This window comes from Corynebacterium lipophilum, assembly GCF_024102595.1.
Classification (GTDB): Bacteria; Actinomycetota; Actinomycetes; order Mycobacteriales; family Mycobacteriaceae; genus Corynebacterium; species Corynebacterium pseudogenitalium.
Map to the genome: position 1 here is coordinate 65769 of NZ_JAEUWV010000003.1, position 17438 is coordinate 83206.

The window sequence follows — 17438 nt, forward strand, 5'->3', positions numbered from 1 at the left end:
CACCAGTGCGTAACTACTTATTGCGCTGCTTTGCACGTGAACGGGCACGGCCACGCTCCGTGGAGTCGAGGATGATCTTGCGCACGCGCATCGCCTCCGGAGCGACCTCAACGCACTCATCCTCGTCGCAGAACTCAATTGCCTCATCCAAGGACAGCGTACGGGCCTTCGCCAACGTGACGGTCGCGTCGGCGGTTGCGGAGCGCATGTTCGTCAGCTTCTTTTCCTTCGTGATGTTGATGTCCATATCCTCATCACGGTTGTTCGCACCAACGACCATGCCCTCGTAGGTCTCTGCACCAGGCTCCACGAAGAAATCGCCACGGTCCGCGAGCTGCGTCAGCGCGTACGCGGTGACCTGGCCAGAGCGGTCAGCGACCAGCGAACCAGTCGGGCGACCCTTGATCTCGCCCGCCCATGGGCGGTGCTCAATCGAGTAGGAGTTCGCAATGCCAGCGCCACGGGTCTCGGTCAGAAACGTCGTGCGGAAGCCAATCAGGCCACGAGCCGGAACGTCGAACTCCATGCGAACCCAATCGCCGGAGCCCGTGTTGCCCATCGCCGTCATCTGGCCCTTGCGGGCCGCCATCAGCTGGGTAACAGCACCCTGGTGTTCGGAGGGGACGTCGATAACCATGTGATCGTACGGCTCGTACACCTTGCCGTCGATCTCCTTGGTCACGACCTGTGGCTTACCAACGGTCAGCTCAAAGCCTTCACGACGCATCGTTTCAATCAACACGGTCAGGGCCATCTCACCGCGTCCTTGCACCTCCCAGGTATCCGGACGCTCGGTCGGCAACACCTTGATGGAGACGTTACCGATGAGCTCCTGGTCCAGGCGCGCCTTGACCATGCGGGCGGTCAGCTTATCGCCACCGTTGCGCCCAGCCATCGGCGAGGTGTTCACACCGATCGTCATAGAAATTGCGGGATCGTCAATCTTGATGCGTTCGAGCGGCTCAATGTGGTCGACGTCGCACAGCGTGTCACCAATCATGATTTCGTCGATGCCCGACACTGCAGCGATGTCACCCGCGACGACGCCGTCCTTCGCCGGAACTCGGTCGAGCCCCTCGGTGACCAGCAGCTCGGCAATCTTCACGTTCTTCACGTGCTGCTCACCCTCGGCGTCATAGTGCACCCAAGCAACAGTGTCGCCCTTCTTGACGGTGCCCTTGTACACGCGAATCAGCGCGATACGGCCCAGGAACGAAGAGGAGTCAAGGTTCGTGACCTGCGCCTGCAGCGGTGCATCGATCTCAGCGGAAGGCTCCGGCAGCACGTCGTAGATGACGTTGAACAACGGGAGCAGATCATCATTGTCAGGCAGATTACCGTTGCCTGGGTTCTCGAGCGAAGCCCGGCCAGCGCGACCCGACGTGTACAGCACAGGGAGCTCGAGCAGGTTCTCCGCGGCCTCTGCTGCCTCCGGATCCTCCAGCCCCGCACCAAGCTCGAGCAGCAGGTCCTGGGCCTCTTCAACAACTTCGTCAATGCGGGCATCCGGGCGGTCGGTCTTGTTTACACAGATGATGACCGGCTTCTTCGCCTCCAGTGCCTTGCCCAGCACGAAACGAGTCTGCGGCAGTGGGCCTTCGGAGGCGTCGATAAGCAAGACAACGCCGTCAACCATGGACAGGCCACGCTCGACCTCACCACCGAAGTCGGCGTGACCCGGCGTATCGATCACATTAATAACAAGGTCTGTACCGTTCTTGCCCTTCCCCTTGCGGCGGATAGCGGTATTCTTCGCCAAAATGGTGATGCCACGCTCGGACTCGAGCTCGCCGGAATCCATCACGCGGTCACCGTGTTCGCCGTGGTCAGAGAATACGCCGGACTGCTCCAGCATTGCGTTGACCAATGTAGTCTTGCCGTGGTCAACGTGAGCGACAATCGCTACGTTTCGAAATTCAGGATGCGACACTGAAACCGGTGCTCCTTCGCATAGGTGGAAATAACGGTTAAATGCTACTCGCAAAGCACAAAACATGCACCTTGTAGCCCGCTCCCCACTTGACCCTGTTACAAAAGTGACTATTGTGACTAGGGTTATGGCTTTTCGACGGCCACCCTACCTGTCATGCGAAGGAAAGTTAGGTCACCACGTGCGCCCCTCCCACTTCACGCGTCGCGCCGCGATCCGCCTTACTACGCTCTGCGCTGCGTGCGCCCTCGTTACTGCACCACTCGCGAGCGCTCAACAGCCCAGCATCCCGTCATCTCTCTCATCCGCGGTTGATGGACTCGGACGCCCCACGAACAACACCGTTGCTCGCGTCAACCAATTCGCAGATCAACCCTTCGTACCGCCACAGGTAGCTAACGCACTGCGCACCGCCGTAAACTTCTTCGCCGGTACAGGCGAACTTGGCGGCCCGCCACTGCCAAAAGACGCACCGGCGTTTACGCAGTTCTACTGGCCGACGGTCTCTAGTAACTGTATCGGTCCAGGCCTGCACTCCACGGCCTCCGCACTCGTTGTACCTGGACCCGCACCCGCACCAGCCCCAGGCGCCAAAGCTGGGGAAGCCACATTCGTGTTTACCGCCCTCGGTACTCCACCAGCGGCAGAGCGTCAAGGCCTCATGAACGCGTACTGGATCAACCTCAACTCGGGCAAGACCGGTGTAACGCCGCTTGCGAATAATCAGATAAACCCAACAGGACCAACCACCCTGTCCGCAACCGCAAAAACAGGGCCCGGCAAAGTCCTCGCAGTGATCAATGGTGCCGCGCGCACCGAAAACAATGTCTGTCACTTCGCCCCAACAGCAGCACAGTTCAACGTAAGGTAGCCAGCCTATGACCGTCGATCTTCATCCAGTGAAGCAGGAAACCTTCGACATCTCCGCGAAGGTCAACACCGATCCGAAGGGGTTCCTACGCCAGGTGGATGTCTTCACGACGACCAACTTCGGCCTCTACATGGCCCGAGGCGCAAACCACCCACGGTTTGGATACTTGGAAAGCTGGCTGCTTCCATCGCTTGGTCTCCGCGCAAACATCTTCCACTTCCGCCAAGGCATCGATGTACAACAAGATTTCTACTTCGACGTCGCAGATATCACCGAAACAGATGGCGTCTGGCAGACGCGCGACCTCTACGTCGACCTAGTGTCCCTGACCGGACGTCCGATCGAAGTCCTTGACATCGACGAGCTTGCCGCGGCGACGTCCGCAGGGCTTATCACTGCAGAAGAAGCTGAACGCGCCATGGAAGTGACCCTCAACGCCGTCGAGGGAATTACCCGCCACGGCGACGACGCGATGCGGTGGCTCTCCAGCCTCGGCATCGACCTCACTTGGGCAGAGCGCGTCACGCTCACCCCGGCTGACTAACGCCGCTCAATAGTCACGTCGAAGTAAACGGCACCTCGCCTAGCTCTGTGCTCCTGCTCCTGGGCCGCCCACATATCCCAAAACGGCGCATACCCTGGGTCACGCTGCAACGCCCGCGAACGACGCAGCGACTCTGCCGCCTCTACCCACAGCGTGTTCACACAGCCACGCGCCCGCGCCGCCGCGATCGACGCCTCGGTCACTGCACCAACGCCCTCAATAATAAGGTCGCCTTCTGGGTCAAGGCTGACCCACTCCCCGCGGCGTTGACGCTCCCAGTCCCAACGCCAGTATCCCGGCTCATTGAGCGAAAGTACATCCCGCTCCACAATTCTGGATCCTTCTTCAAGCCCGCTCCAGCCAGGATAAAACTCATCGCAATGCACCACTCGAACGCTGAGCGCAGCACCAATTTGTTCAGCCAATGTGGTTTTGCCGGCGCCGGAGGGGCCGTCGATAAGCAGTGTGTAAGCCATGAGCTACGAGACGCTCCACACTGGCCGGAAGTACCCAGTGGCAACTGAAAGCCCCAGCGCGACGCACGCGACAGCGATGCATACAACCATGACAACCCAATCGCGCCTGGTAAGCCGCGACTCTCGAGCCCACGTACGCTTTTGCGGGCCGCCGAATGCGCGAGCCTCCATCGCGGTAGCAAGCTTGCCTGCCCTGCGCAGAGACATCACCAGCAAGCCGAAAGCCAACGAAAACCAATACTTCACGCGTCCCGTATCCGCGATACCTCGGGCACGACGCGCCATCCGCATCGCCTCAACATCCTCACGAAGTAGCGTCAACATACGAAACGCAGCGACTGATCCCAGGACAAAGCGCTCTGGCAGCTTCAACACCTGGGACAGCCCATCGCCAAGATCCGTTGGATCCACGTGCGCAGACAACACAATGACGGGCAGCGCAATGGCAAACACGCGAAGCACCATTGATAATGCGAGCGAAATGGACAGCTCCGTCACATGGATGAGACCCCACTCAAGGTAGGTTTCCCCACCTGACTGGCCGTATAGCGCCATCGGGATACCCGCGAGCGGGGCAACAACAAGAATTGGTAACGCGCGTTTGAAAAACGTCCTAAATGACAGCCCGCACAGCGGCACGACTGCCAGCGTAAACGCAATGGCGACAACTGCAGAAACCCAATCGATCGTCACCATAAGCGGTGTAGTCAGCAACGCCAATCCCAGAATCCGTGTTACCGGATTCACCCCATTGAGCACGTTCATTCCCGCACCCCGCCTTCCGCATTCGTCTCGTTGCGCAGCTCCTCCATATGGTCGCCCAACGAACTGACGAAGGCCTCATCGTGAGTAATTGAGATGATGGTTTTCCCCTCGTCGGCCAACTCGCGGATCAATGAAACTATCTCTACAAAGGTTTTGTCATCCTGCCCAAAGGTCGGCTCATCAAGAATGAGGAGCTCAGGGGCATTCACTAGCGCAGTCGCTACCGAAAGCCTGCGCTTCTCTCCTCCTGAAAGTGTAAAGGGATTTGCTGCTACTACGTGTTCAAGCTTCAGTCGTTGCAACAGCTCATCGACGCGGTGTGCCGACGCACCCGACAACGCAACTTCATCGCGCACATTCGCGGTCACGAACTGATGCTCCGGTTCCTGGAACACATAACCAATCCGTTGGGCCAAGTCCTTCGACTTCCAGCGGTGCGACGGTGTAGTCAGCCCGCTTCGAATCCGCGGCGAGTACTCCAAAGTGCCACTGAGTGGCGCGACGAGCCCAGCGAGCGCTTGCACTAGCGTCGTCTTTCCAACACCGTTCTTGCCTGTAATCACGGTAGAAAAGCCCTCTGGTACCGCGATGTTGCGGGGTGAACCGAATGCAACCCGGAGATTCTCAGTACGCAGCGCGCTTACCGCGCTGGCAGGGACCTTCAACGCTGGCGGCAACTGCGGTGGCATTGGGAGCTGATCCGGGCCGCTGCGCTGTAGCCCATCCGCGGTGAGGTGATAGAACGTGTCCACGAAGCCTACCCAGTGTGCAGGTCGGTGCTCCACCACAATCAAGGTCGCCCCTGTGCGGCGACACACGGCATCGACTGCCCGCACAACATCGTCGCGCCCTTCCGGGTCAAGGTTTGCCGTCGGCTCATCCAGCAGAATGATGTCAGCGCCCATGGCCAATACTCCCGCCAATGTGAGTCGCTGCTTCTGCCCACCAGAAAGGTGCGCGGTGTTGTGGTCCAACGGCACATCCAGGCCCACTGCATCCAGCGCAGCGCGCACACGGGGCCAGATTTCCTCTGGCGGAATCCCCATATTCTCGGCACCAAACGCAACGTCGTCGCCAACGCGAGTCAAAATCGTTTGTGCCTCTGGGTCCTGCATCACCATGCCAACCGTGCCGTTGACACTCACGGAGCCAAGAACTTGGCCTTCCTCACCATCTGCCGCCAACCCAGCTAAAACGGCAAGCAGCGTTGACTTGCCAGCGCCAGAGTCTCCCGTGAGCAGCACGCGCTCCCCACGAGAGACGGTCAAGTCCACCCCGGTAAACGCAGGCTTCGGGCGAGTCGCGTGTTTATAGCCCAGGCCCTGTGCCTGGATGACCTGGTCCCCCGTAGCCACCGAGGCTACACCTCCTGTTGGAACCGCTCGCGTCCTGCACCGAAGCGGTCAAGCGCACCAGTCTTAGCCAGAGCATCAACCAAGAGTTTTGCAACAATACCAGCAAGCAACGCGCCCGATACCAGCATGCAGCTGAGGTAAATCACGTTGAACGCCAGGCCCATCGCGAAGTTGGCGGACAGGAACAGCTCAAGCACGAACGCGCCCACTGCGCTGCCCATACCGGCAAGCACCGCCACAGTCGTCGAAAGCTTCTTGTAGGCGAAGATCAGGAACACGATCTCTGCACCGAGACCCTGTGCCAATCCTGAATACAGCGTCTCGATCCCCCACTGGCTTCCGATGACCGCGGACACAGACGCCGCCAGCACTTCCACGAACACCGCAGCGCCAGGCTTGCGAATTACCAACCCACCAAGCGTGCCACCGAGGAACCAGATACCGGTGAACAGGCCACCAAGCCCCGGGGTGAGCGCATCAAAGGCCTTAAATCCTGCGTACCCGACGCTGTTCCACATCCAAAAAATGAGCCCGCATGCCACCCCCAAAACGGCTGCAGTAACAATATCAATGACACGCCACGAATGGCTTCCACGCGTATTCATACGCTTACATTCCTTCCTAAACGCCGGCATTACCCGGATCAGGTTCAACGGTTCGCTTGTGCATCTCAGCCTTCGCTTTTCTCTCCAACGAAGACACCCGTGTATGAAGTTGTGACAATACTGTACATTCCCTAAACGCTACGCCACAATCGCAGTATTCATCGCTGCGATTGTGGCGTAGCACACGTAACAAATCAGCAGGTGGGACCTACTCTCCTACTCCCAATTCAATGTTGAGACCAGGCACCGAATTAATCAGGTTCTGTGTATACGGATCCTGAGGGTTATCGAAGATGTCATCGGCCCGGCCCTGCTCCACTGCCTTACCCTGCCGCATCACCACGATGTCATCAGCAGTCTGGCGAACCACCGCTAGGTCGTGAGTGATGAACAGATATGAAAGGCGCATCTCCTCCTGCAGCTGAGTCAGCAACTGGAGAATCTGGTTTTGAACGAGCACGTCCAACGCCGAAACAGCCTCGTCGAGGACAATCACTTCCGGACCCAATGCCATCGCGCGTGCAATTGCGATGCGCTGGCGCTGGCCACCGGATAGCTCATTCGGGTATCGGCGCATCGCCGATCGCGGCATCTGCACCAAATCAAGCAACTCGGCGACTCGCGCCTCGCGCTCCTTTCGGTTACCGACCTTGTGCAGCGTCAACGGTTCCTCAATGCAGCGGTAAATGGAATACATCGGGTCCAGCGAACCATATGGATTCTGGAACACCACCTGCATTTTGCGGCGCATTTCAAACAACTCGCGCCCTTTAAGCTTCGCGATATCTTGTCCTTCAAACAAGACACGGCCACTCGTTGGCTCCAAGAGGCGAAGCGCCATGTTCGCCACCGTGGACTTACCGGAGCCGGACTCACCGACGAGCGCAAGCGTTGTGCCACGGCGAACATCGAACGTGACGTCGTCTACAGCACGAAGCACCTTCTGCTTGCCCTTCTGCCCGCGGACGTCGAACTCTTTCACCAAGTTCTGCACGCTCAGCACCACTTCTTCGGAGTCGTGGTGTCCCGAGGCGAGCTCCTCGCTGGACTCAATGCCCTGAGCTTTCGCGCTCTGGATACGAGCGGATGCCAAGGAAGGTGCGGCAGTAACGAGGCGCTTCGTGTACGGGTGCTGCGGGTTGCGCAGAATCTGCAGGCTCGGGCCTTTTTCAACGATGCGTCCGCGGTGCATGACTAGCAGGTGATCTGCGCGCTCGGCGGCCAGTCCCAAGTCGTGCGTGATGAACAGCAGCGCTGTGCCGAGTTCCTCCGTCAGCGTCTCCAGGTGGTCGAGAATCTTCTTCTGCACCGTCACATCCAACGCGGATGTTGGCTCGTCGGCAATCAACAACTCTGGGCGTGCCGCGAGACCGATAGCGATGAGCGCACGCTGTCGCATACCACCCGAAAACTCGTGCGGGTACTGTTTGGCGCGGCGTTCGGCCTCTGGAAGTCCCGCTTCCTCGAGCAGTTGGACGACGCGTGCGTGACGTTCAGAGCCCTCCACAACATGGTTTGCGCGGAGGGACTCCTCTACCTGTGTGCCAATCCTCCACACTGGATTGAGGTTGCTCATCGGGTCCTGTGGCACCAGACCAATCTTGTTACCCCGAACCTTCTGCCACCCCTTCTCATCAAGCTCGGTGAGCTCTTCACCGTTGAGCTTGATGGAACCATTGGTGACCTTGCCTGTTCCGGGCAACAATCCCAGGATGGACATCGCTGCAGTGGACTTTCCCGACCCGGACTCGCCCACGATAGCGATCGACTGGCCTGGATACACCGTCAGGTCGAAGTCACGCACCGCTTCGACAACACCGGTAGTTGACTCGAATGTAACTTTCAGGTCCGCTATCTCGAGTAGCGGTTGATCTTGTAACTCGCTCATCGTTTCCTCGATTTAGGGTCAAGGGCGTCGCGTACGGCGTCACCCATCATGATGAAGCTCAGCACTGTCAGTGCCAAAGCAATTGCAGGGTAGAACAGCACCATGGGCTGGGTCCTCAGGGATGCCTGTGCGGCAGAAATATCGCCGCCCCACGACACGACTGTCGTCGGCAAACCGATGCCGAGGAACGACAGCGTTGCCTCTGCGACGATGAACGTACCCAGCGCGACGGTAGCGTACACAATGATCGGTGCTGCCGCGTTGGGCAAGATATGCGAGAAGATAATCCGCACGTCACTCGCACCCAATGCGCGGGCGGCAGTCACAAACTCGTCGTTTTTCACACCCATCACCGCGCCGCGCGCGATTCTCGCGATCTGCGTCCAACCGAACATAGAGAGCGCGAACACCACCATCCAGATGGAGCGCTGGTTCTGGAACATGGACATCACCACGATCGCTGCCAGCACGAGTGGTACAGCGAAGAAGATATCCGTCAGGCGAGACAGCAAGGTGTCCCAGATACCGCCGTAGAAACCGGCGATCGCGCCGATCAGTGAACCTAGGACCGTCACGACGATCGTAGTAAGCACACCGACTGTGACCGATGCCCGCGCACCATAAATTGTGCGAGCGTAAATGTCACAGCCTTGACGGTCAAAGCCAAACGGGTGACCGGACTCCGGCGCGCCAAGTGAGCGCGACAACATGCACTCACGCGGGTCCACGCTAGTAAACAGGCCCGGCACCAAGGCAAGCAGAATGGCGAACAAAATCAGGAGTGCGGATACCCAAAACAGAGGACGGCGTCGCAACGCGCGCCAGGCCTCGCCCCACTGGCTTGTAGGAGCGGACTCGTCCTGGACTGCGTCAACAGCACCGAGTCCGGTTTCGTCCGTTTCCGCGATGAAATACTCCTGCCCAGCGCGGGCAGCTGCTGTGAGATCTTGAGAGTTATGCATAGCGGATCCTTGGGTCAAGTACTGCGTAGAGCAGGTCAACTATCAGGTTGGCAACGATGTAGATGATCACCAGCACGGTGGTAAAGGACACGACTGTCGCGGGCTCACCTTTAATGATGGCCTGGTAAATCGTGCCACCGACACCGTTGATGCCGAAGATGCCTTCTGTCACAATCGCACCGCCCATGAGCGCACCGAGGTCAGCACCCAAGAACGTCACCACTGGAATGAGGGAGTTTCGCAGCACGTGGCGGGACATCACTGTGCCCTTAGACAGACCCTTAGCACGTGCGGTGCGCACATAGTCCGCGCGGAGGTTATCGCTGATGGATTGTCTGGTCAACCGAATCACGTACGCGCACGATAAGGCGCCCAGCACGACGGCCGGCATCAACAAGGCAATGAAAGACTCATTCCTGCCCACTGTCACGGGGAGCAAGCCCCACCGCACGCCCACGAGGTACTGCAGCACGAAGCCGATGACAAAGGACGGCACTGCGATTACAAACAGGGACACAACCAGCACGGTCGAATCAAAAATTCCACCGCGGCGGATTCCTGCGAAGAATCCGAAGAGAATGCCGAAGAACGCCTCAAACGCGAGCGCCATCAGGCCGAGCTTGATGGTCACCGGAAACGCATTTGCCATCACAGAGGCGACGGGCTGGCCAGAGAATGTCTTTCCGAAGTCGCCAACCATAATGCCCTTCAGATAGAGCAGGTACTGGACGATGAAAGGTTTATCGAGGTTGTATTCGGCTTCAATGCGCGCTCTCGCGGCCTCGGTCAAGCCACGATCGCCGCCGAGGGCCTGGACAGGATCACCGGGCATGAGGAACACCAGCGCATAGAGCAGCAGCGTGGCCCCAAAGAACACGGGAATCATCTGAAGGAGCCGTCGCCCGATATATCGCAACATGGTTGCAGGCTCTCCTTAATTCTTCGTTTTGAACATGAGCTTATGGACGCACCCAAACCCAACACCCCGCATGCTTGTACGCAGGCGGGGTGGGATGGGTCAGAGCGTAGGGGTTTTGTTACTTCTTGGTGATTTGCGTGTACACCGGAACGGACTTCCAGTTGAACGCGACGTTCTCAACGTTCTCCGAGGAGCCACCGTTGACGTTCGCGTACCACAGCGGAACTGCCGGCAAGTCCTTCAGGAGCTGCTCCTGCACCTTGTTGTAGATAGGTGTAGCGGCTTCGACGTCGCCCGCAGCAGCGGCTTCCTTCAGCAGGTTGTCCACCTCAGGGTTAGCGTAGTCACCGTCGTTGGAACCACCATTGGAGGCGTACAGCGGGCTCAGGAAGTTACCCAGCGATGGGTAGTCTGCCTGCCAGCCGGTACGGAATGCGCCCTTGATGGTCCTATTCGTGACGTCATCACGCAGGGACTTGAAGTCTGGGTATGCGTTGCCAACTGCATCGATGCCAAGGGTGTTGCGGATGGAGTTTGCAACTGCATCGACCCATGCCTGGTGGCCGCCATCAGCGTTGTAGGACAAGGAGAACTCGCCGGTGAATGGTTTGATCTTGTCTGCTTCAGCCCACAGGCGCTTTGCTTCCTCTGGGTTGTACTCGAGTACCTCTGCCCCGTTGAGCGAATCAGAGTGGCCAGGGATGACTGGCGAGGTGAAGTCGGTCGCCGGGGTGCGGGTGCCCTGGAAGATCGTCTTCGTGATTTCATCACGGTCGATCGCCATCGAGATAGCTTGACGACGCAGCTGTCCTTCCTCACCGTTGAAGTGCTCCAGGTTCTCCGGAATGGTGAAGGACTGGAAGATTGCCGAAGGCTGGTTTACTGCGCGGTCACCCAATTCCGTTTCGTAGCTTGCGAATGCGGAATCTGGAATAGCGTCGAGAACGTCCAGGTTGCCCGCGAGCAGGTCAGCATATGCAGCATCCTGCTGTGCGTAGAAGACGAAAGTCACGCCATCGTTCTGCGGCTTCTTGTCGCCAGCGTACTCCTCATTCGGAACGATGGTTGCGTCCTGGTTGTGGTTCCACTCCGCCAGCTTGTATGGGCCGTTGGAGATCGGGTTCTCACCGTAGGCGTCGATGTCTTCGAACGCCGAAGGGTGCATTGGGAAGAACGCGGAGTAGCCAAGGCGGGTTGGGAAATCCGCCTCAGGCTGGCTCAGCTCGATGGTAAAGGTCTTATCGTCGATGACGTTGAGGCCCTCAAGGGTTGGCACGCCTTCTGGGTCGTAGCCCTTGATGGATTCAAAGAAGCTCTCGCCGAGCAGCGAATTCGCAACGATGTAGTTCCATGCGTCAACAAAGTCGTTCGCCGTAACTGGAGTTCCGTCCTGCCACTTCACGCCGTCTTTCAGCGTGACTTTGTAGAGGGTGTCGCCCTCAAGGTCGATGGACTCTGCAAGGTCGTTGTGGATCTTGCCCTCGGTGTCGTAGTAGACGAGGCCCGAGAAGATCTCATCAATAATGCGTCCGCCACCAGTCTCGTTCGTGTTGCCCGGAATCAGTGGGTTCTGTGGCTCGGTGCCGTATGCCAGTACATAGTTGTCGCCGCCGGTCGACTCAGTCTGACCGCTCGCAGCCTCATCGTTGCCGGATCCACCACACGCAGCCAATCCGAGTGTGAGGGTTCCTACCGCCAAGATCGCTGCAGCTTTTACTGTCCGCACAGCGCCTCCTTCAGATTGTTGTTAGCTAGCTTCAATTACCTTCATTCAAGTGGACTACATCACACCCGATGAGATGCATTCTATTCCACCACATAAGATTGCGACAATGGTAAATAATTCAGGTTTCTGACATGGTTCTACACTTTTGGGGGTGCTTACTGACAGCCTTTTCACAGTTCCTTCGCCCTTGAGCGCACAAAGGTATCTAGAGAGCGCCGTGTAGACTTTCGGTCGCCCACCGCAACGATTCCTAGGAAGGGAAATACACATGGCCGGAGGTCTCCTCGCCCTCTTTGACGACGTCGCCCTCATCGCCAGAACCGCAGCTTCTTCTGCAGACGATGTGGCTTCCCTCACGGCGAAAACGTCTGCCAAAGCCGCAGGTGTCGTCATCGACGACGCCGCCGTCACGCCCCAATACGTTTCCGGCGTCACCCCGGCGCGCGAACTTCCAATGATCTGGAAGATCACGAAAGGTTCGCTACGGAACAAGTTGCTCATCATTTTGCCGATCGCGTTGGCGCTCAACGCGTTTGCGCCGTGGGCAATGGTGCCAATTTTGATGATTGGTGGCACATATTTATGTTTCGAGGGCGCCGAGAAGATCGTGCACAAATTGACCAGTGATGTTGAGGCTGACGAAGATGCGGCCGTACACCGTACTGCTCAGGACGAAGATGCACTCGTGAAAAGCGCAATTCGAACAGACCTCATCTTGAGCGCGGAGATCATGATCATCTCCCTTGACGAGGTGGCGGATCAATCCATTTGGATGGAAGCTGCCGTGCTCATTGCGGTGGGCATTTTCATCACCCTTGCGGTCTACGGCGCTGTGGCGCTGTTAGTCAAGATCGATGACATCGGCCGAGCGATGATCCAACGCGATCGCGCAGCGGGGCTGGGGCGCGCGATGGTGAAGTCAATGCCCGTTGTGCTTTCGGCGATCGGTGTGATCGGCACCGTTGCGATGCTGTGGGTTGGCGGGCACCTCATCCTTCGTGGCCTCGACGAGGTCTTTGGACTGCATGTGATTCATGAGGTGATCGAACGCGCTGTGAACACCGTGCATAACGGTGTCCTTGGTTGGTTCGTGGAGACTGGGATTTCTCTGACCGCGGGCCTGGTAGTTGGCCTGATCGTGGTCGGTGTGGTGTCCGCGATTCGGCGCGTCCGGTAAGGGGGAGGTTCCATGGCAGCGCGCTCGACCCGTACGTTGGTTCGCCCCATTGGCCTTATCTTCGTTGGGTCCCTGGGCAATCAGGTCTCCGCGTTGCTAGCTGCTTCCCTGTTCGTCGTCGCTAGTACCGTCAGCATTTCAACACTGCGCTTCTTGCTGGGCGCCGTTATTCTTCTCGTACTTTTTCGGCCGAACCCTGGTGAGATGTCGAAAGAGCAGTGGAAGCAGGCATTCATCTTCGGCGCGTCGATCGCGCTGATGAATCAGTTTTTGTACGCAGCTATCGCACGTATCCCCCTGGGTGCTGCAATCACTATCGATTTCTTGGGCCCGTGCTGCGTGACATTTTTTGGTATTCGGCAATGGTGGATTCGGCTGTGGGCGCTGGTTGCTCTCGCCGGGGTTGCATTGATTGCTGGGCCTTCGTCGGGGCTCAATCCCCTGGGAGTGGTGTTCGCGTTGTGCGGCGCCGCGTTCTGCGCGCTCTACACAATCTTCGCGGAAAAGGTGGGCAAGTCCTCGGGTGGAATGGGAGAGCTTGCAATCGCAATCACGATCGCAGCTCTGCTTACGTTGCCTTTTTCAATTCATGATGCAGTCAGGCTCGATGCGCATAGCTGGATGCTCCTGACGTTGGCGGGCTTCGTTGGCGTCGTCATCCCCTATATGGCGGACACGCTGGCTGCACGGTTTACATCGGCGCAGATTGTCGGCACGTTGTTCGCGATGGAGCCGGTGCTGGGCACGGTTCTCGGCGTGGTGTTTCGTGGTGACGTGCTCACTCCCCATCTGGTGTTAGGTATCTTGTGTGTCACGGTCGCGGGTGTTGTAATCGCATGGTTTGGCGCTGCTCCCCCACCGCCTGTTGAACAGGCCCCGCGGCGCTGGCCGCAGCAATGAGGTTGTGACTTTTTGGATGCAGATAGGAGTATGACGCTGTGGAACTCTCTCTCCCCGTGTACCCGCTTGCGCCATCGACGTGGGGCGCCGGCGAGGAGGTGACTGTCGTTGACGTCGTGCAGTCGCCTTTGTTTGCTGAATTCGGCGGCACGCGCCACACGTCATACGTGCCGGTAGTGCTCGAGCCAAACGCGGTCGAGGAGAGCTGGCGGGTGCGCAGGCTCGGCCATGGCATTGTCGGAGAAATTTCTCAGTTCGATAGGGCCCGCTATGTCGACCTGGAGCGGATCCACAAGTCTCAGCTCCTGCCGGTGACTTTAGCTGCGGTCAAGTTCGACGCCGAGCAAGGCAAATTCGCTGTTGATGTAATTCTGCCGCCGCCCCAGCTGGCGGTACCGCGCAACAACGCAGGTCTGCATAGCCTGGTACTGCCAAGTGGTGACATGGCTATCATCGATACGGAACGGGGCGAGTTCAGCGCAGAGCAGCTCGCAAGTCTCGCGCCGGGCCAGTGGTTTGTTGGACTACAAACCGCGGGTGACGCCGACGTCGTAGTGACGTTGGGTGAGCGCGTGCTCGGCTGCGTCTCGGCAGCTGACCTTGACGATGTTCGTGCCATGCTTCTCGACGCCCCTTCGCCCGACAACGGATGTGTAGTCGCCCGCGCATTTTTCTTGGATGGCATGGCGGCCCTCGACATTGCTGATTATTCAGACGCAGCAGACCCGATGTGGCTGCACGTGCCTGACCTCACGCACTCTAGCCCGGACGGTGGGAAACAATTTGAAACGGTTCAGTTCCCCGACGGCTCGTGGGCTGTCACCGTTGATCGTTCCCGTGCCGCAGTTCCTACCCGGCCGCGAACGAACACTCAGGGTGCTGAGCCTGCACCGCTGGTGGACATCGACGTCGTGGAGGACGAAGAGGCGTCGATACTTGCTGAGACAGCTACTGCTGAGCCCCCTAGCAGCGACGACGGCGATTACCTGACCGAGGTTCAAAAAGCACGGCGGCGCCGCAGCCAAGACGCAGGCCGGCACCGCAAGCCCTAAAGCGCGCTATGCTGTGGAGTGAAACCGAACCTATTTGCGAGGAGGAATCATGTCCAAGATTTTGCGCACTGACCACGGGCCGAACCCAGTTACGTTCGACATTGAGCAGGCAACGCTTGATAACGATGCATTTCGTGACACTCTGTGGACCGGAAAGCACCTTCAGCTGACGGTCATGAGCATCCCAGCAGGTGGCGAGATTGGCGCAGAGATTCACGACGATCACGACCAGTTCATTCGCGTCGAATCCGGCAAGCTGCGCGCGATGATCGGCCCATCCGAAGACAATCTGACTGTTGACAAGGTCATCGGCGACGATGACGCAGCGTTCGTTCCTGCTGGCCAGTGGCACAACTTCGTGAACGAGTCCGACGCCCCGGCGAAGGTGTACTCAATCTACGCCGCTCCAGAGCATAAGCCTGGCACTGTCCACGAGACGAAGGCCGACGCGGACGCAGACGAGCACGAACACTAGAACAGCCGAACGAGGCTGCTACGTCAGTACTCGAACACCCGCCTCTATCTGGCGGGTGATTCCGCGTGCGTCTAGAAGCTCGAGCAGCGGGATGGCAACGCGGCGGGTCGTTTCGAGCGCCTGGCGCGCGTCCGTCGTGCGGAAAGGCTGAGGCAAGTCCCGCAGCCTCGCGGTTGCAAGCGTGATCGCATCTGCGGCAACGACTACGCCGCCACCGAGTCGTAGAATCCTTCCGGCCCGCTCCGCTGCCGCAAGCTCTTTCGCCCCCAGGCCGAGCCGTTCGAGATCGCGCGCCTCGGGCGCCTTAAATGGATGGGCAAGAAGCTGCGCCTCGAGTTTCTGGACCCCTGGCTCTGCCTCCCCGAGATCGACCTCGGAGGTGTTGCAGACGTACCCGTCGCGAGTGTTGAGTTTCGCAGCGGCGACAGCAAGCGGCAACAGCTTCGCGTCTGGCAGATGCAGAGCTTCCACGGCCGCGCCAGTAGCTAACCCAGCCGACAGTGGATGCGCCGCAAGGTGTGCTTGCAATGCCTGCAGCAACGTGTCTTTCCACTCCATTACCTGCTGCGCGCGAATCCAGTACCCGGCAAACGCCACGGTACCTTGCGGGGGCTTATCGCCGACCTCAAATCCAAGGCTTGCCAACAGTTCTGGCCGCACGGCCACCCGTCTGGCGATCTCCACGTTGATATCCGGCAGCTCCTCAAGCTGCGCCGAGCGCCTCCGCCCGTCGCCGCGCCGGGGAAGGGCGGGCGGGTCGACGTCGATAGCCTCTACCCCGCCGAGAATTTGCTGCGCACCGGAGCCTCGCAGCACCAACCGGTCCCCGATGCTCAGCACCAGGTCGTGCTCGAGGATGAGCCTGGCGTGCTTTGCACCGAACGGTCGCACTTTCGCGCTGACTCCTGCAGTACCGACGTGCACCACAACCTCCTGCGGCACGTCGTTCAGTGCAGCCCCGTGGGTATGGCGCACATCCACCACAGAGGTCGTGTGCCACTTCTCTGGCGTGCACAGCGCCGCGCTACGCGAAACTTCGTCGACGCTCACTCCGCGAAGGTTGAGCGCGACGCGCATCGTCGGCTTGGCTTCTTCAACTGCGGTGTCCTCCGACTGGATACCACGCACGGTGACTTCGCGTTGACCTGCAGCGGTCTGTAGCGTCAGCGTCTGCCCAGGTTGAATTGTTCCGTTGGTGAGCGTCCCCGTAACAACGGTGCCGGCGCCTTTGATGTGAAACGCCCTGTCGACCCACATCCGGATTCGCCCGGCGGGGTCCGCCGTCGGCTGTTGCCGCAGCATCGTCACAAGCGCGCTCCTGAGTTCTTCAACCCCCTCGCCCGTCTTGGCAGAAACTTCGACAACAGGCCAACGCTCCATACTGGTACCAGCGACATTCCGGCGAGTTTCTTCAGCCACAGCTTGTCGACGCCCAGCATCCGCCTTATCCACCCGTGTCATCGCGATAACACCGTGCTGGACGCCGAACGCGTCGATAGCGTCCCGGTGATCCAATGTTTGCTGCATCCAGCCCTCGTCCGCAGCGACGACAAACAAGACATCCGTGACTGGCCCAACACCCGCGAGCATGTTCGCGATGAAGCGCTCGTGCCCAGGGACGTCCACGAACGCGATGTCTTCGCCATCGACGTTGGTCCACACGAACCCGAGGTCGATCGTGAGCCCCCGGTCTTTCTCTTCATCCCAGCGGTCCGGCTCCATTCCGGTAAGCGCTTTGACCAGGGTGGACTTTCCATGGTCGACGTGGCCAGCTGTCGCAACTACAAACACGT

Annotated in this window: 16 protein-coding genes; 6 read left to right on the forward strand and 10 right to left on the reverse strand. The window is 59.0% G+C overall.

Features of this window, described 5'->3' with window-relative positions:
• Nucleotides 1-13 precede the first annotated feature (13 nt).
• Entirely contained in the window at nt 14-1930 is a 1917-nt protein-coding gene (typA, locus tag JMN37_RS03685) for a translational GTPase TypA (RefSeq protein WP_070362695.1), read from the reverse strand.
• A gap of 181 nt (nt 1931-2111) precedes the next feature.
• Here typA and JMN37_RS03690 point away from each other — a divergent pair, with 181 nt between their 5' ends.
• Both JMN37_RS03690 and JMN37_RS03695 read left to right on the forward strand, forming a co-directional pair.
• Nucleotides 2112-2801 (forward strand): Rv1157c family protein, encoded by a 690-nt coding sequence (locus tag JMN37_RS03690; RefSeq protein WP_070362696.1) that lies wholly within the window; start codon nt 2112-2114, stop codon nt 2799-2801.
• 7 nt (nt 2802-2808) lie between these two features.
• Nucleotides 2809-3345, forward strand: a complete 537-nt coding sequence (locus JMN37_RS03695) for a ribonuclease FAU-1 family protein (RefSeq protein WP_070362697.1) — start codon at nt 2809-2811, stop codon at nt 3343-3345.
• Here JMN37_RS03695 and JMN37_RS03700 read toward each other — a convergent pair.
• The 8 genes from JMN37_RS03700 to JMN37_RS03735 form a co-directional block, all read right to left on the reverse strand.
• Nucleotides 3342-3821 carry a nucleoside/nucleotide kinase family protein gene (locus JMN37_RS03700; RefSeq protein WP_071573335.1) on the reverse strand — a complete coding sequence of 160 codons (480 nt, stop codon included), beginning with the start codon at nt 3819-3821 and terminating at the stop codon, nt 3342-3344. The two genes, JMN37_RS03695 and JMN37_RS03700, sit on opposite strands and share 4 nt — an antisense overlap.
• A 3-nt stretch (nt 3822-3824) precedes the next feature.
• Nucleotides 3825-4586, reverse strand: coding sequence for an energy-coupling factor transporter transmembrane component T family protein (locus tag JMN37_RS03705; RefSeq protein WP_070362699.1), 762 nt, complete (start codon nt 4584-4586; stop codon nt 3825-3827).
• Nucleotides 4583-5941: an ABC transporter ATP-binding protein gene (locus JMN37_RS03710; protein WP_071573334.1), complete on the reverse strand. Its 1359-nt coding sequence runs from the start codon at nt 5939-5941 to the stop codon at nt 4583-4585. The genes JMN37_RS03705 and JMN37_RS03710 overlap by 4 nt, the downstream gene beginning before the upstream one ends.
• 5 nt (nt 5942-5946) lie before the next feature.
• On the reverse strand, nt 5947-6546 hold the full coding sequence (locus tag JMN37_RS03715; protein ID WP_252931072.1) for an ECF transporter S component: 600 nt from the start codon (nt 6544-6546) through the stop codon (nt 5947-5949).
• Nucleotides 6547-6754: 208 nt separating this feature from the next.
• Nucleotides 6755-8434: a dipeptide ABC transporter ATP-binding protein gene (locus JMN37_RS03720; RefSeq protein ID WP_070479428.1), complete on the reverse strand. Its 1680-nt coding sequence runs from the start codon at nt 8432-8434 to the stop codon at nt 6755-6757.
• Nucleotides 8431-9396, reverse strand: a complete 966-nt coding sequence (locus tag JMN37_RS03725) for an ABC transporter permease (RefSeq protein ID WP_083290976.1) — start codon at nt 9394-9396, stop codon at nt 8431-8433. The genes JMN37_RS03720 and JMN37_RS03725 overlap by 4 nt, the downstream gene beginning before the upstream one ends.
• A complete protein-coding gene (locus tag JMN37_RS03730) occupies nt 9389-10315 on the reverse strand; it encodes an ABC transporter permease (RefSeq protein WP_070362704.1) in 927 nt (308 codons plus the stop codon). The genes JMN37_RS03725 and JMN37_RS03730 overlap by 8 nt, the downstream gene beginning before the upstream one ends.
• A gap of 118 nt (nt 10316-10433) precedes the next feature.
• Nucleotides 10434-12041 carry a peptide ABC transporter substrate-binding protein gene (locus JMN37_RS03735; protein ID WP_070362705.1) on the reverse strand — a complete coding sequence of 536 codons (1608 nt, stop codon included), beginning with the start codon at nt 12039-12041 and terminating at the stop codon, nt 10434-10436.
• A gap of 268 nt (nt 12042-12309) precedes the next feature.
• On the opposite strand from JMN37_RS03735, the gene JMN37_RS03740 reads away from it, so the two are divergent.
• The 4 genes from JMN37_RS03740 to JMN37_RS03755 are packed head-to-tail and all read left to right on the forward strand — an operon-like array spanning nt 12310 to nt 15645.
• Nucleotides 12310-13218, forward strand: a complete 909-nt coding sequence (locus JMN37_RS03740) for a DUF808 domain-containing protein (RefSeq protein ID WP_070362706.1) — start codon at nt 12310-12312, stop codon at nt 13216-13218.
• A 12-nt stretch (nt 13219-13230) separates the two neighbouring features.
• Nucleotides 13231-14118 carry an EamA family transporter gene (locus JMN37_RS03745; protein ID WP_071573332.1) on the forward strand — a complete coding sequence of 296 codons (888 nt, stop codon included), beginning with the start codon at nt 13231-13233 and terminating at the stop codon, nt 14116-14118.
• 38 nt (nt 14119-14156) lie between these two features.
• The gene (locus JMN37_RS03750; protein WP_071573331.1) at nt 14157-15170 is read left to right on the forward strand and encodes a hypothetical protein; all 1014 of its coding nucleotides are present in this window, start codon (nt 14157-14159) and stop codon (nt 15168-15170) included.
• A 49-nt stretch (nt 15171-15219) separates the two neighbouring features.
• On the forward strand, nt 15220-15645 hold the full coding sequence (locus JMN37_RS03755) for a cupin domain-containing protein (RefSeq protein WP_071573330.1): 426 nt from the start codon (nt 15220-15222) through the stop codon (nt 15643-15645).
• An 18-nt stretch (nt 15646-15663) separates the two neighbouring features.
• On the opposite strand, the gene selB is transcribed toward JMN37_RS03755, so the two are convergent.
• Nucleotides 15664-17436 (reverse strand): selenocysteine-specific translation elongation factor, encoded by a 1773-nt coding sequence (gene selB, locus JMN37_RS03760; RefSeq protein WP_071573329.1) that lies wholly within the window; start codon nt 17434-17436, stop codon nt 15664-15666.
• Between the last annotated feature and the right edge of the window lie 2 nt (nt 17437-17438).

Bases quoted from the DNA above. Each gene is read 5' to 3' on its own strand.
- JMN37_RS03695 (WP_070362697.1), top strand. From the start codon at position 2,809: ATGACCGTCGATCTTCATCCAGTGAAGCAGGAAACCTTCGACATCTCC.
- JMN37_RS03700 (WP_071573335.1), bottom strand. From the start codon at position 3,821: ATGGCTTACACACTGCTTATCGACGGCCCCTCCGGCGCCGGCAAAACC.
- JMN37_RS03705 (WP_070362699.1), bottom strand. From the start codon at position 4,586: ATGAACGTGCTCAATGGGGTGAATCCGGTAACACGGATTCTGGGATTG.
- JMN37_RS03715 (WP_252931072.1), bottom strand. From the start codon at position 6,546: ATGAATACGCGTGGAAGCCATTCGTGGCGTGTCATTGATATTGTTACT.
- JMN37_RS03720 (WP_070479428.1), bottom strand. From the start codon at position 8,434: ATGAGCGAGTTACAAGATCAACCGCTACTCGAGATAGCGGACCTGAAA.
- JMN37_RS03725 (WP_083290976.1), bottom strand. From the start codon at position 9,396: ATGCATAACTCTCAAGATCTCACAGCAGCTGCCCGCGCTGGGCAGGAG.
- JMN37_RS03730 (WP_070362704.1), bottom strand. From the start codon at position 10,315: ATGTTGCGATATATCGGGCGACGGCTCCTTCAGATGATTCCCGTGTTC.
- JMN37_RS03740 (WP_070362706.1), top strand. From the start codon at position 12,310: ATGGCCGGAGGTCTCCTCGCCCTCTTTGACGACGTCGCCCTCATCGCC.
- JMN37_RS03745 (WP_071573332.1), top strand. From the start codon at position 13,231: ATGGCAGCGCGCTCGACCCGTACGTTGGTTCGCCCCATTGGCCTTATC.
- JMN37_RS03755 (WP_071573330.1), top strand. From the start codon at position 15,220: ATGTCCAAGATTTTGCGCACTGACCACGGGCCGAACCCAGTTACGTTC.